This is a genomic window from Kitasatospora sp. SUK 42 (genome assembly GCF_015776785.2).
Taxonomy (GTDB): Bacteria; Actinomycetota; Actinomycetes; order Streptomycetales; family Streptomycetaceae; genus Kitasatospora.
The window spans coordinates 1,053,900-1,067,294 of record NZ_LFMD02000007.1; the positions used below are offsets into that span (position 1 = coordinate 1,053,900).

Consider the following 13,395-nt stretch of genomic DNA (forward strand, 5'->3'; position numbering starts at 1 on the left):
CGGACGCGCGCCGGGGCGCGGCGGGCACTCAGGCCCTCCGCGCCCCGGACGCGGGCTTGTGGGGAAGCTCAGCCCTTGGCACGGCCGGCCCGGCCGCGCCGCATCGACGCTCCGTTCGACGTCATGGTGGCCATCGAGATCGCCGCGAGGCCGAGCAGGAACATCACGGCGCCGACGATGACGCAGGTCACGATGTTCTTGCCGTGCGCGACGGACCCGGAGACGATCCAGGGGGAGAGGATCGTCCAGACGCCGAGCACGGCGGCCGCCCAGGCCCGCGCGTGGGTGCGTTCGTAGGCCGATCCGTAGCCGGCCATCAGCACCGCGTAGGCCAGGCCCACGATCAGGCAGGTCACGGTCAGGGTGCTGAATGCGGTGAAGCCGACGATCCACGGCGATGCTGCCAGGAAGAGGCCGGCCAGTACGGCCAGGGCTTCGATGCCCTGGGCGCGGGGGGTCGAGGTGACCCTCTCGTAGCGTTCTCTCAGTTCGACGATGTCCGGATGGTGCTCCATGCCCGTCGGGATATGGGTTGCCACCGATACCACCTCCTGTGGTCCGGAACTTGGAAGGCGCTTGCCCCGTACCCATTGTGTCGCCTATCGAGCGATTTGCGCCTGATTGTCCAGAATGATCGATAACCTTCCGATCACGCCGGTGACCTGCGTCTCAACACCCCGAGGCCCCATTGCCTATGCAATTCGTTGCATAGCAGGATGCGGGCATGGCACTGGAGCACGCGATCCTCGTCTCGCTGCTGGAGCAGCCCGGCTCCGGCTACGAACTGGCCCGGCGCTTCGACCGCTCCATCGGACGCTTCTGGACCGCGACCCACCAGCAGATCTACCGGGTGCTGCGGCGGATGGAGGCGGACGGCTGGATCGCGGCGGAGGAGGTCGCGCAGGACGGCCGCCCGGACAAGAAGGTCTACTCGGCGGCCGGGGCCGGGCGGGCCGCGCTGGCCGACTGGCTGCGCGAGCCGGTCGAGCCGGAGACCGTGCGGCACGAGCTCGCGGTCAAGATCCGGGCCGCCGCCTTCGACGACCCGGCCGCGCTGATCTCCGAGGTCGAACGGCACCGCGAGGGCCACGCCGCCCTGCTCTCCCGCTACCTGCACGGCGAGCAGCGGGACTTCCCCGACCTCGACGCGCTCGACACCGCACAGGAGCTCCAGTACGTGGTGCTGCGCGGCGGCATCGAGTACGAGCGGATGACCCTCGCCTGGCTGGACGAGGTGCTCGCCACCCTGCGCCGGCTCGCGAACGGGGGCGAGGGCGGGGGCGGGGACCAGGACGGGGGCGGGGTTCAGAGTTCAGATGACAGAGTTTGAAATCTGTCATCTGAACTCTGTTCTCTGAGGCCCGTTCGCTGAAATCCGTTCGCTGAAATCCGTTTGCTGACACCTGTTCGCCGAGAGCCCTCATACCCTCAACTCCCGGGAGCCCCTGATGCTCTTCAATCCGCGCACCTACGACCCCGCGCAGTTCGACGCGCCGACCCGCCGTCTGCTCCGTGCGACCGTGGACTGGTTCGAGTCCCGCGGCAAGAAGGCGCTCATCGACACCTACATCGACCGCACCTGGTACGCCGACTTCCTCGAATTCGCCGCACGCGAAGGCCTGTTCGCCGAGTTCCTGACCCCGTCCTCGGCCGACCCCGACAAGCGCTGGGACACCGCCCGGATCGCCGAGCTCAACGAGATCCTCGGCTTCTACGGCCTCGGCTACTGGTACACCTGGCAGGTCACCATCCTGGGCCTCGGCCCCGTCTGGCAGAGCGAGAACGAGGCCGTCCGGGCCCGCGCCGCCAGGCTGCTGGCCGAGGGGCACGTCATGGCCTTCGGTCTGTCCGAGCGCACCCACGGCGCCGACATCTACTCCACCGACCTGATCCTCACCCCGGACGGCGAGGGCGGCTTCACCGCGACCGGTTCCAAGTACTACATCGGCAACGGCAACGTGGCCGGACTGGTCTCGGTCTTCGGCCGCCGCTCGGACGTCGAGGGCCCGGAGGGCTACGTCTTCTTCGCCGCCGACAGCCGCCACGAGGCGTACCACCTGGTCAAGAACGTGGTGAACGCCCAGATGTACGTCAGCGAGTTCCGCCTGGAGGACTACCCGGTGCGCGCCGAGGACGTGCTGCACACCGGGCAGGCCGCCTTGGACGCCGCGCTGAACACCGTCAACGTCGGCAAGTTCAACCTGTGCACCGCCTCGATCGGCATCTGCGAGCACGCGATGTACGAGGCCGTCACGCACGCCCACAACCGGGTGCTGTACGGCAAGCCGGTCACCGACTTCCCCCACGTGCGACGGGAGTTGACCGACGCGTACGTCCGCCTGGTCGCGATGAAGCTGTTCAGCGCCCGGGCCGTCGACTACTTCCGCACCGCCTCCCCCGAGGACCGCCGCTACCTGCTCTTCAACCCGATGACCAAGATGAAGGTCACCACCGAGGGCGAGAAGGTCATCGACCTGATGTGGGACGTCATCGCGGCCAAGGGCTTCGAGGCGGACACCTACTTCGACAAGGCCGCCAAGGACATCCGCGGCCTGCCGAAGCTGGAGGGCACCGTCCACGTCAACCTGGCGCTGATCCTCAAGTTCATGGCCAACTACCTCTTCCAGCCCGCCGACTACGCCCCGGTGCCGACCCGGCTGGACGCCGCCGACGACGTCTTCCTGTTCCGGCAGGGCCCGGCCCGCGGCCTGGGCGCGATCCGCTTCCACGACTGGCGCGCCGCCTACGACCGGCACGCACAGCTGCCGAACGTCGCCCGTTTCCGCGAGCAGGCGGACGCCTTCTGCGAGTTGCTGCTCAAGCACGCGCCCGGCCGGGAACAGCAGGCGGACCTGGACTTCCTGCTGGAGATCGGCCAGCTGTTCGCGCTGATCGTGTACGGCCAGCTGGTCCTGGAGCAGGCCGAGTTGACCGGCCTGACCGCGTCCGACGAGGGCGGCGACGTGCTGGACCGGATCTTCGACGCCCTGGTGCGCGACTTCTCCGCCCACGCGACCGAGCTGCACGGCAAGGCCTCCGCCACCGAGGAACAGGCCGCCTGGGCGCTGGCGAACGTGCGCCGCCCGGTCGCGGACGCCGAGCGCGAGGCGAGGGTGTGGGCCCGGGTCGAGGCGCTCTCGGGCGCGTACGAGATGCAGCCGTAGGCCGCAGGGGAAAACGACACCAGCAGGACTCCGGGGGTGCCGGTCGGCGGACCGGCACCCCCGGACTCGCACACCCCGGACTCGCGCACGCGGACTCCCCCGCCCGGGCCCGGGCCCAAGCCCCCGGACTCCCCGGGAAAGCACCGCTCGTCCAGCCGTCCCCGAGGCCCGTGTCCCGGGCCCGGGCGACCGCCTCGGCGCACGTGGTGACGTGCGTCTTCCCGAAGACGTGGGTCACGTGGCGGCGAACAGTCCCCTCCACGGCCACCGGTTCGGGATCGGCGTGCGGCAACCGGCGTACGGTGGAACTCGGAGGCCGTGTCATGCACGTCACCGGAACCCACTTCACCGACCGCACCGACGCCGGCCGCCGGCTGGCCGCCCGCCTGGGCCACCTGGGCGGCCCCGACACCGTCGTGGTCGCGCTGCCCCGGGGCGGGGTGCCGGTGGCCGCCGAGGTGGCGAGCGCGCTCGGCGCGCCGCTGGACATCTGCGTGATCCGCAAGCTCGGCGTGCCGTACCAGCCCGAGCTGGGCATGGGGGCGATCGGCGAGGACGGCGTACGGGTGCTGAACGAGCAGGTCATCGGGCTCGCCGGGATCAGCGACGAGCAGTTGGCCAAGGTGGAGCGGCGCGAGCGCGCGGAGCTGGAGCGCCGGGCACTGCGCTACCGGGGCGACCGCCCGGCAGCCGAGCTGCGCGGGCGCACGGTGGTCGTGGTGGACGACGGCATCGCCACCGGCTCCACCGCCCTGGCCGCGTGCCGGATCGTGCGGGCGCGCGGGGCGGCCCGGGTGGTGCTGGCTGTCCCGGTGGCGCCCCGGGACTGGACGGACCGGCTGTCCGCCGTCGCCGACGAGCTGGTCTGCGTGGACACGCCGTCGCCGTTCTTCGCGATCGGCGAGTTCTACGCCGACTTCTCGCAGACCGAGGACGAGGAGGTGCTGCGGCTGCTCGCCGAGGCCCGGGGCGAACGGCCGGAGCACTCCGCCGAGGTCGACCGCGAGCTGGCGCTGTCCGCCGCCGGGGTCCGCCTGGCCGGTCGGCTGACCGTCCCGGCCGGGGCTCGCGGGATCGTGGTCTTCGCGCACGGCAGCGGCAGCGGGCGGCACAGCCCGCGCAACCGGTACGTGGCCGAGCACCTGAACCGGGCCGGGCTGGGCACCCTGTTGTTCGACCTGCTCACCGAGGCCGAGGAGCCGGACCGGCGCAAGGTGTTCGACGTGGGCCTGCTCGGCTCGCGGCTGACCGCCGTCGCCCGGCGGCTGGACGGGCCGGACGGGCTCGACGAGACCCGCGGCCTGCCGCTCGGCCTGTTCGGCGCCAGCACGGGAGCCGCCGCCGCGCTGCACACCGCCGCCGAGCTGGGCCCGGCGGTGCGCGCCGTGGTCTCCCGGGGTGGGCGTCCGGACCTCGCCGCCCCTGCGGTGCTGGGCCGGGTGAGCGCGCCGACGCTGCTCCTGGTCGGCGCCCTGGACGCGACCGTTCTGGACCTCAACCGGCAGGCCGAGGCCCTGCTGCGCTGCGAGAGCGAACTGGTGGTGGTAGCGCACGCGAGCCACCTGTTCGAGGAGCCGGGCACGCTCGACCGGGTCGCCGAGCTGGCCGCGGACTGGTTCCTGCGGCATCTCCCCCGCACCGGGCCCACCGGTGGCCCGACCGGCGACGCACCGTGATGAGGTTGCGCGGAGGACGGTTGCGCAGAGGACGGTTGCGCAGAAATCGGTTGCGCAGAATTCGTGCGGAACCCCCCGATGAGCAGCGCATTTTGCGCAGCCGAAGCCGGGATTTCCTAATCAGCTTGTACACATTGAGCAGTGAAAAATCGACCTGTTGCCCAACCACCCCGACAGTAGCAAGCTCTGCGCAACCGCACCGCCCACCCGTTCGCCGTGCGGCCGAGATCCACGTGATCCAGCGGAAGCCTCAGAGCCGAGGCCCCAGAGTGGAGGAACGAGCGATGACCCCGCAGTCCCACGCCCTTGAGTTGACCCCCGAGGAGCGCGAGGCCGGTCTCGACGCCGACCAGCTGCGCCGCCTCGTCGGCCTCGTCGAGCACGACGCGGCCGCCGACCCGTTCCCGGTCACCGCCCAGGACGCGGTCGTCTTCGTGGTCGGCAACGCCACCCAGACGGCGCAGTTCTACCAGGTCGTGTTCGGCATGGAGCTGGTCGCCTACTCCGGCCCGGAGACCGGCCGCCGCGACCGCAAGGCCTACGTGCTCCGCTCCGGCTCCTGCCGCTTCGTGATCAAGGGCGGCGTCCAGCCGGAGAGCCCGCTCCTGGACCACCACCGCCGCCACGGCGACGGCGTGGTCGACCTGGCGCTGGAGGTCCCGGACGTCGACAAGTGCATCGAGCACGCCCGCGCGAGCGGCGCCACCGTGCTGGAGGAGCCGAACGACGTCTCGGACGAGAACGGCACCGTGCGCCGCGCGGCCATCGCCACCTACGGCGAGACCCGCCACACCCTGATCGACCGCTCCCGCTACAGCGGCCCCTACCTGCCGGGCTACGTCACCGCGAAGAGCTCCGTCACCCACCCGGAGGGCTCGCCCAAGCGCCTGTTCCAGGCCCTCGACCACGCCGTCGGCAACGTCGAGCTGGGCCGGATGGACGAGTGGGTCCAGTTCTACAACCGGGTCATGGGCTTCGTGAACATGGCCGAGTTCGTCGGCGACGACATCGCCACCGAGTACTCCGCACTGATGTCCAAGGTCGTCGCCAGCGGCAACCACCGGGTGAAGTTCCCGCTCAACGAGCCGGCCATCGCCAAGAAGAAGTCCCAGATCGACGAGTACCTGGAGTTCTACACCGGCCCCGGCTGCCAGCACATGGCGCTCGCCACCAACGACATCCTCACCACCGTGGACGTGCTGCGCTCGCGCGGCGTGGAGTTCCTCAACACCCCGGACGCGTACTACGACGACCCGGAGCTGCGCGAGCGGATCGGCAAGGTGCGCGTGCCGATCGAGGAGCTGAAGAAGCGCGGCATCCTGGTCGACCGCGACGAGGACGGCTACCTGCTGCAGATCTTCACCAAGCCGATCGGCGACCGCCCCACCGTCTTCTACGAGTTCATCGAGCGCCACGGTTCGCTGGGCTTCGGCAAGGGCAACTTCAAGGCGCTGTTCGAGTCCATCGAGCGCGAGCAGGACCGTCGCGGCAACCTGTGAGTATCGGGGAACTCTGACGAACGGTCGAGGAGGAGCAGGGAGATGGCGTACTACCGGCAGCTGGGCAGCATCCCGCCCAAGCGGCACACCCAGCACCGCACACCCGAAGGCGGGCTGTACTACGAGGAGTTGATGGGCGAGGAGGGGTTCTCCTCCGACTCGTCCCTGCTCTACCACCGGGGCATCCCCTCGGCGGTGGTGAACGCGGTGCCGTGGGACCTTCCGGACCAGTCCACGGTGCCCAACCATCCCCTGCTCCCCCGCCACCTCAAGCTGCACGAGCTGTTCTCGGACCAGGAGTGGAAGGCCGCGGACGTCGTGAACAGCCGCCGGCTGGTCCTCGGCAACGGCGACGTGCGGATCTCGTACGTGGCCGCCGGAGCCCCGAGCGAGCTGTACCGCAACGGGCTCGGCGACGAGTGCGTGTACGTGGAGTCCGGCGCCGGCACGCTGGAGACGGTCTTCGGCTCGATCGAGGTCGGCCAGGGCGACTACGTGATCATCCCGCGCGCCACCACCCACCGCTGGGTGCCCTCCGGGGACGAGCCGCTCCGCGCGTACTGCATCGAGGCGAACAGCCACATCAGCCCGGTCAAGCGCTACCTGTCGAAGTACGGGCAGCTGCTGGAGCACGCGCCGTACTGCGAGCGGGACTTCCGCGGGCCGGTCGGGCCGCTGGTGGTCGACACCCCCGGGGACGTCGACGTGCTGGTCAAGCACCGCGGCCCGAACGGGGTCTCCGGCACCCGCTACACGGTGCCGCACCACCCCTTCGACGTGGTCGGCTGGGACGGCTGCCTGTACCCGTACGCCTTCAACATCCGGGACTTCGAGCCGATCACCGGCCGGGTCCACCAGCCGCCGCCGGCCCACCAGGTGTTCGAGGGCAACGGCTTCGTGATCTGCAACTTCGTTCCCCGCAAGGTGGACTACCACCCGCTGTCGATCCCGGTGCCGTACTACCACGCCAACGTGGACAGCGACGAGGTCATGTTCTACTGCGGCGGCGACTACGCGGCCCGCAAGGGTTCGGGCATCGGCCAGGGCTCGATCTCGCTGCACCCGGGCGGGCACACCCACGGGCCGCAGCCGGGCGCGTACGAGCGCAGCATCGGCGTGGAGTTCTTCGACGAGCTGGCGGTCATGGTGGACACCTTCCGCCCGCTGGAGCTCGGCGAGGGCGGCCGGGCCGGCGAGGACGCCAACTACGCCTGGACCTGGGCCGGTCGGGGGCCGGGCCGATGAGCACGCCGTCTCCGGAAGGCGTGATCCCCGAGCTGTTCCGCGGGCTCTTCGACGACGCGGCGGTGTTCCCCCCGGGGAACCTGCCGGTCGCCGAGGCCGTGCCCGCGCACCGCGCCCACCGCGCGGCCTGGTACGCCGAGGCGGTCGGACCGTTCCTCTGCGGGGCGGGCCGGCTGGGCGAGTTGACCGCCGTGGCGGCGGGCGGCGCGGTGGTGAAGGACGCCGTGTCCGCGGAGGGTGCCGCGGACACGGAGGGTGTGGTGGGGGCGAGCGACGCGCCGCTCAGGATCGGGCTTGTACTGCCGGGGGGCAGTGCGGAGCTCGCATCGGCGCTCGCCGCCGCCGCGCCGTTCGAACTGGCCGGCGTCGAACTGGCCACCCGGGACGCCGCCGAGGCGGTCGCCGAACTGGACCGGCTGCTGCCGCCTCACGTCCCGGCCGCCGTCGAGCTGCCGCGCGAACTCCTGCGCGGGGACGGGCTGGACGCGGTGCTGGACGTGCTGGTCGACAGCCCCTACCGGGCGAAGTTCCGCACCGGCGGGCTGGCGGCCGAGGCGTTCCCGGACGAGGAGGAGCTGGCCGCCTTCCTCACCGGCTGCGCGCGGCGCGGCCTGCCGTACAAGTGCACGGCCGGGCTGCACAACGCCGTCCGGCACACCGACCCGCGGACCGGCTTCGAGCACCACGGCTTCCTGAACGTGCTGCTGGCCGCACAGGAGACCGACCTCCGGGCCGCGGCGGCGATCCTGGCGGAACGCGACGGCGAGGTCCTGGCCAAGGCAGCACGCACGCTGACCGATCGTCAGGTTACGGTGATCCGTAACTCGTTCACCGCGTTCGGCACCTGCAGCATCGCCGAACCGCTGGGCGACCTGGCCGCGCTCGGCCTGCTGTCGTCGCCCGATCCACTGTCCCAGGAGGACCGTTGAGCACCACGCCCAGCAGCTGGCTCGCCAGCGCCCAGGACTCGCCGTTCGGCGTGCACAACCTGCCGTACGGCGTCTTCACCGCGGCCGACCAGCCGGGGCGGCGCCGGATCGGCGTACGCGTCGGGGAGTTCGTGCTGGACGCCGGGGCGGCCGCCCGGGCCGCCGGAGCGCCGTCCGCGCTGCTGGACGCGGACTCGCTCAACCCGCTGATGGCGGCCGGCCGGCCGGTCTGGACCCGGGTGCGGGCCGACCTCACGACCTGGCTGACGGACGAGTCCTTCCGCGAGGCAGTGTCGCCGGCGCTGCTGCCGGTGGACGAGGTCGAGCTGCACCTGCCGTTCGAGGTCGCCGACTACGTCGACTTCTACGCCTCCGAGCACCACGCGACCAACCTCGGCCGGATCTTCCGTCCGGGCTCGGAGCCGCTCACGCCCAACTGGAAGCACCTGCCGATCGGCTACCACGGCCGGGCGGGCACGGTGGTCGTCTCCGGCACGCCGGTGGTGCGGCCGGGCGGGCAGCGCAAGGCGCCCGCCGACGCCGCGCCGACCTTCGGGCCGACCCGGCGGCTGGACATCGAGGCCGAGGTCGGCTTCGTCGTCGGCACGCCCTCGGAGCTGGGCCGGCCGGTGGTGCTGGACGACTTCCGCGAGCACGTGTTCGGCGTCTGCCTGCTCAACGACTGGTCGGCGCGTGACATCCAGGCCTGGGAGTACGTGCCGCTCGGCCCGTTCCTCGGCAAGTCCTTCGCCACCTCGGTCTCGCCGTGGATCGTGCCGCTGGACGCCCTGCAGCACGCCCGGGTCACTCCGCCGGAGCGCGACGTCGAGCCGCTGGCGTACCTGGACGACCGGGGCGGCGAGCCGTGGGGCCTGGACCTGGCGATGGAGGTCCGGCTGAACGGGCACCCGGTCTCGCGGCCGCCGTTCGCCACGATGTACTGGACGGCTCAGCAGCAGCTGGCCCACATGACCGTCAACGGCGCCTCGCTGCGCACCGGCGACCTGTTCGCCTCGGGCACGGTCAGCGGGCCGGAGCCGGACACCCGCGGCGCGCTGATCGAGCTGACCTGGAACGGCGAGGAGCCGGTGAAGCTGCCGGACGGCACGACCCGGACCTTCCTGGAGGACGGCGACGAGGTCGTCATCACGGCCACGGCCCCGGGGCCGGACGGCGCGGTGGTCGGGTTCGGCGAGGTCGCGGGGCGGGTGCGGGGCTGACGGCTCGTTGGCCCGCAGGCTCGCGGACTCACCGGGTCACGGGCTCACTGACTCACGGGCTCGCAGGCTCGCGAATGACGGATGACAGGTAACAGCTAACAGACAACGGATAACAGCTGACAGATTTCATCATCTGTCAGCTGTTATCCGTTTCCCCGCCGCCTACAGCCCGGCCCCGCCCGTGGCGTCGATGGTCCGCCCGGTGACCCAGCGCGCGTCGTCCGAGGCCAGGAACGCGACGATGTCCGCGATGTCCTCCGGCTGCCCGACCCGGCCGAGCGCGGCGAGCGAGGCCGCGTACGCCTCCGCCTCCGCGTTGCCGCGCAGCCAGCCGGCGTTGACGTCGGTGTCCACGATGCCGGGTGCGACCGAGTTCACCGTGATCCCGCGTGGGCCGAGCTGCTTGGCCAGGTTGAGCGTGAAGTTGTCGAGCGCGCCCTTGGTCGCGCCGTAGGCGATGATCTCGGGCATCGCCAGCCGGGCGACGCCACTGGAGATGTTGATGATCCGCCCGCCGTCCCGCAGCCGCTCCAGCCCGTGCCGCACGATGAAGAACGGCGCCCGGACGTTCACCGCGAACACTTCGTCGAAAGCCTCCTCCGTCAACCCGGCGAGGTCCGAACTGCGCCCGATCCCGGCGTTGTTCACGATGATGTCGACACCGCCACCCGGCGAGTGCGCCTCGATCTCCGCATCGAAGGCCTCCCACAGCGCGGCCGCGTCCCCGTGCCGCCCCAGCTCCGCGCGCAGCGCGAAGGCCCTCCCGCCGTCGGCCCGGACGCCCTCCACCACGTCCCGCGCCGCCCGCTCGTCCCGGGCGTAGCCGACCGCGACGGTCGCGCCGTCACGCCCGAGCCGGCGGGCGATGGCCCGGCCGATCCCCCTGCTGCCGCCGGTGACCAGCGCCGTCCTGCCCTCAAGTGCGTACGCGCCCATGCCGGGCCTCCTCCTGCTGACATCCGCGATATTTCTTGAGCGATCGCTCAAAAATAAGCTAACACAGTTGTTGAGCGACTGTTCTAAAATTGACGGCATGACGGAGACGCCCGATCCCGCCCAGGCCGCCGCCCCGGCCTCCCCCCACGCCCCCGCCCCACCCCGGCCCAGGCGCGGGCGACCGCCGGGCTTCGACCGTGACGAGGCGCTGACGGCGGCCACCCTGCTGTTCTGGGAGCGCGGCTACGAGGCCACCTCGGTCACCGACCTCACCACCGCCATGGGCATTCGCCCCGGCAGCCTCTACGCCGCCTTCGGCGACAAGCGGGCCCTCTTCGAGGAGGTCGTCCGCCACTACGGCAGCTCCCCCGTCGGCGCGTTCGCGGGCCGCGCGCTCGCCGAGGAGACCAGCGCCCACGCGGCCTTCGCCCGCATCCTGCGCGAGGCCGCGGCCATCTACCCGGACCCGTCCCACCCCGCCGGCTGCCTGGTGATCAGCGCCGCCACCAACGTCACCCCGCAGGACGCCGAGGTCCAGGCCCGACTGCGGGACGAGCGAAACCGGAACGTGCAGGTCTTCGAGGACCGCCTGCGCGCCGCCCGGGAGGACGGCGAACTGCCGCCCGAAGCCGATCCGAAGGCACTGGCCGGCTACTTCGCCACGGTGATCCAGGGCATGTCCCAGCAGGCTCGCGACGGCGCCACCGCCGCCGACCTGGCGCGCACCGCCGAACTCGCCCTGCGCGCCTGGCCGTAACACCCCCCCCCGGACACCCCCAGCCGGGCACCCGCCCCGCTCACCCCACACCCCTGGGGAACGCGATCACCGGGCAAGTGATCACAACGGACCCCCTCCCCGGTACGGTGGACGGCGGGAGTCGGCATCGCCGACGACATCACCGAGGGGACGGGAGCGGCCCGATGAGCGCAGAGCCGGCAGAGGTCCAGGCCTTCCTGGAGGGTGCGGTCGGACGGATCGTGCTGAACCGCCCCCGGGCGCTCAACTCGCTGACCCACAGCATGATCACCGCCCTCCGCACGACCCTCGACGACTGGACCGCGGACGACCGGGTGCGCGCCGTCGTGCTGACCGGCACCGGCGAGCGCGGCCTCTGCGCGGGCGCCGACATCCGGGCGATGCACGACGACGCCAAGGCGGGCGGGGCCGGCACCCGCGCCTTCTTCCGCGACGAGTACCGGCTGAACGCCCTGATCGCCCGCTACCCGAAGCCGTACGTCGCGGTGATGGACGGCATCACCATGGGCGGCGGCGTCGGCCTGTCCGCCCACGGAGCGGTGCGGATCGTCACCGAGCGCTCCACGGTCGCGATGCCCGAGACCCGGATCGGGCTCGTCCCGGACGTCGGCGGCAGCCGTCTGCTCGCCCGCGCCCCGGGCGAGTTGGGCACCCACCTCGGCCTCACCTCCGCCGCCATGGGCCCCGGCGACGCGCTGCTGTGCGGCTTCGCGGACCACTACGTCCCGTCCGGGCGGCTACCCGAGCTGCTCGACGCCCTCGCGCGCGGCGGCGACCCGGCCGCCACCGTTGCCGCGCACGCCGAGCCCGCGCCGCCCGCCGCCCTCGCCGCCCACCGCGGCTGGATCGACGCCTGCTACGCGGCCGACACCGTCGAGGAGATCGTCGAGCGCCTGCTCGACTCCGGTGTGCCGGAGGCGAAGGAGGCGGCCGAGCTGGTGCTCGGGAACTCCCCCACGGCCGTCAAGGTCGCCCTGACCGCGCTGCGCCGGGCCCGTACGCTCCCCTCGCTGGAGGCCGTGCTCGACCAGGAGTACCGGATCTCCTGCGCGGCGCTGGACGGCCACGACCTGGTCGAGGGCATCCGCGCCCAGGTGATCGACAAGGACCGCGACCCGCACTGGTCTCCGGCCGCGCTCGCCGGGGTGACGGCGGCGGACGTCGACCGCTTCCTCGCCCCGCGCGCCGGCGACGAGCTGGGCCTGGCCTGACCGGCCCCGCCAACTCCCCTCCCCCGAAAGCCTGGAGCCCGCCATGACCCACCCGGCGCCGACGCCGACACCCACCGGGGAGACCGACCCGCTGTCCCGGGTGCCGCTCGGCGAACAGGTGCGCGGGCTGCTGCTGGAGGGCCTGCTGGGCGGGCGCTGGCAGCCCGGGGACCGGATCGTCGAGCGGCGCCTGGCCGCCGAGTTGAACGTCAGCCAGGCGCCGGTGCGCGAGGCGCTGCGCTCCCTGCAGACCCTCGGGCTGCTCGACGCCGAGCCCAACCGGGGCGTACGGGTGCGCGAGATAGGCCCGGCGGAGCTGCGCGAGGTGTACCAGGTGCGGGCCGCGCTGGAGCGGCTGGCCGCCGAGTCCGCGGTGGTCCGGCTGGCCGGGGACGTCTCCGCCCTGGAGCGGCACGCCGAGTCGATGGCGGCGGCGGCCGCGGCGGGCGACGCGCTCGGGCAGGCCCGGCACGGGGTGGCGTTCCACCGCGAGATCGTCGCCGCCTCCGGGAACGGGACGCTGCTGCGGGCCTGGGAGGGGCTGGGCGTCGAGGTGTGGACGGTGCTGTCGCTGCACCGGGTCCGGCCGGAGCTGCACGAGAACGCCGCCGACCACCGGCCACTGATCGAGGCCTTCCGGCGGCAGGATCCGCAGGTCGGGCGGCTGCTGGCGGAGCACGTCCTGGAGTACGCCGACCGCTCCTCCTGACCGCGTCGACCCGTCGGGGCTTCGCCTGATCGGCGACGCAATAGTTCGC

The 13,395-nt window shown here is 72.2% G+C and carries 12 protein-coding genes; 10 read left to right on the forward strand and 2 right to left on the reverse strand.

The features are described from left to right. Window positions 1-68: 68 nt before the first annotated feature. A complete protein-coding gene (locus RZ50_RS26360) occupies window positions 69-515 on the reverse strand; it encodes an SPW repeat protein (protein ID WP_196949779.1) in 447 nt (148 codons plus the stop codon). 209 nt (window positions 516-724) lie between these two features. On the opposite strand from RZ50_RS26360, the gene RZ50_RS26365 reads away from it, so the two are divergent. The 7 genes from RZ50_RS26365 (at window position 725) to fahA (ending at window position 9,733) form a co-directional block, all read left to right on the forward strand. After that, a complete protein-coding gene (locus RZ50_RS26365) occupies window positions 725-1,330 on the forward strand; it encodes a PadR family transcriptional regulator (RefSeq protein ID WP_196949780.1) in 606 nt (201 codons plus the stop codon). Window positions 1,331-1,448: 118 nt separating this feature from the next. Next, on the forward strand, window positions 1,449-3,164 hold the full coding sequence (locus RZ50_RS26370) for an acyl-CoA dehydrogenase family protein (protein ID WP_196949781.1): 1,716 nt from the start codon (window positions 1,449-1,451) through the stop codon (window positions 3,162-3,164). Window positions 3,165-3,487: 323 nt separating this feature from the next. After that, window positions 3,488-4,840 (forward strand): phosphoribosyltransferase family protein, encoded by a 1,353-nt coding sequence (locus RZ50_RS26375; protein ID WP_196949782.1) that lies wholly within the window; start codon window positions 3,488-3,490, stop codon window positions 4,838-4,840. A 284-nt stretch (window positions 4,841-5,124) separates the two neighbouring features. Beyond that, window positions 5,125-6,339, forward strand: a complete 1,215-nt coding sequence (hppD, locus tag RZ50_RS26380; protein ID WP_196949783.1) for a 4-hydroxyphenylpyruvate dioxygenase — start codon at window positions 5,125-5,127, stop codon at window positions 6,337-6,339. A 42-nt stretch (window positions 6,340-6,381) separates the two neighbouring features. Beyond that, complete coding sequence (locus RZ50_RS26385) at window positions 6,382-7,584, forward strand: homogentisate 1,2-dioxygenase (protein WP_196949784.1); 1,203 nt, start codon at window positions 6,382-6,384, stop codon at window positions 7,582-7,584. After that, window positions 7,581-8,513 carry a hypothetical protein gene (locus RZ50_RS26390; protein WP_196949785.1) on the forward strand — a complete coding sequence of 311 codons (933 nt, stop codon included), beginning with the start codon at window positions 7,581-7,583 and terminating at the stop codon, window positions 8,511-8,513. Before RZ50_RS26385 ends, RZ50_RS26390 begins: the two co-directional genes overlap by 4 nt. Next, window positions 8,510-9,733, forward strand: a complete 1,224-nt coding sequence (gene fahA / locus RZ50_RS26395) for a fumarylacetoacetase (protein WP_196949786.1) — start codon at window positions 8,510-8,512, stop codon at window positions 9,731-9,733. Before RZ50_RS26390 ends, fahA begins: the two co-directional genes overlap by 4 nt. Before the next feature lie 162 nt (window positions 9,734-9,895). On the opposite strand, the gene RZ50_RS26400 is transcribed toward fahA, so the two are convergent. Continuing rightward, window positions 9,896-10,669, reverse strand: a complete 774-nt coding sequence (locus tag RZ50_RS26400) for an SDR family oxidoreductase (RefSeq protein WP_196949787.1) — start codon at window positions 10,667-10,669, stop codon at window positions 9,896-9,898. 97 nt (window positions 10,670-10,766) lie between these two features. Between RZ50_RS26400 and RZ50_RS26405 the strand changes: the two genes are divergently transcribed. The 3 genes from RZ50_RS26405 (at window position 10,767) to RZ50_RS26415 (ending at window position 13,346) form a co-directional block, all read left to right on the forward strand. Continuing rightward, on the forward strand, window positions 10,767-11,426 hold the full coding sequence (locus RZ50_RS26405; RefSeq protein ID WP_196949788.1) for a TetR/AcrR family transcriptional regulator: 660 nt from the start codon (window positions 10,767-10,769) through the stop codon (window positions 11,424-11,426). Between the two features lie 164 nt (window positions 11,427-11,590). Continuing rightward, on the forward strand, window positions 11,591-12,637 hold the full coding sequence (locus RZ50_RS26410) for an enoyl-CoA hydratase/isomerase family protein (protein ID WP_196949789.1): 1,047 nt from the start codon (window positions 11,591-11,593) through the stop codon (window positions 12,635-12,637). Between the two features lie 43 nt (window positions 12,638-12,680). Beyond that, on the forward strand, window positions 12,681-13,346 hold the full coding sequence (locus RZ50_RS26415) for a GntR family transcriptional regulator (RefSeq protein ID WP_196949790.1): 666 nt from the start codon (window positions 12,681-12,683) through the stop codon (window positions 13,344-13,346). Window positions 13,347-13,395 lie beyond the last annotated feature (49 nt).

Excerpts from the sequence above, each read along its gene's own strand:
- RZ50_RS26415 (WP_196949790.1), top strand. The coding sequence starts at position 12,681 with ATGACCCACCCGGCGCCGACGCCGACACCCACCGGGGAGACCGACCCG.
- RZ50_RS26360 (WP_196949779.1), bottom strand. The coding sequence starts at position 515 with ATGGAGCACCATCCGGACATCGTCGAACTGAGAGAACGCTACGAGAGG.
- RZ50_RS26400 (WP_196949787.1), bottom strand. The coding sequence starts at position 10,669 with ATGGGCGCGTACGCACTTGAGGGCAGGACGGCGCTGGTCACCGGCGGC.
- RZ50_RS26365 (WP_196949780.1), top strand. The coding sequence starts at position 725 with ATGGCACTGGAGCACGCGATCCTCGTCTCGCTGCTGGAGCAGCCCGGC.
- RZ50_RS26390 (WP_196949785.1), top strand. The coding sequence starts at position 7,581 with ATGAGCACGCCGTCTCCGGAAGGCGTGATCCCCGAGCTGTTCCGCGGG.
- RZ50_RS26385 (WP_196949784.1), top strand. The coding sequence starts at position 6,382 with ATGGCGTACTACCGGCAGCTGGGCAGCATCCCGCCCAAGCGGCACACC.
- RZ50_RS26375 (WP_196949782.1), top strand. The coding sequence starts at position 3,488 with ATGCACGTCACCGGAACCCACTTCACCGACCGCACCGACGCCGGCCGC.
- RZ50_RS26405 (WP_196949788.1), top strand. The coding sequence starts at position 10,767 with ATGACGGAGACGCCCGATCCCGCCCAGGCCGCCGCCCCGGCCTCCCCC.
- RZ50_RS26410 (WP_196949789.1), top strand. The coding sequence starts at position 11,591 with ATGAGCGCAGAGCCGGCAGAGGTCCAGGCCTTCCTGGAGGGTGCGGTC.
- RZ50_RS26370 (WP_196949781.1), top strand. The coding sequence starts at position 1,449 with ATGCTCTTCAATCCGCGCACCTACGACCCCGCGCAGTTCGACGCGCCG.
- hppD (WP_196949783.1), top strand. The coding sequence starts at position 5,125 with ATGACCCCGCAGTCCCACGCCCTTGAGTTGACCCCCGAGGAGCGCGAG.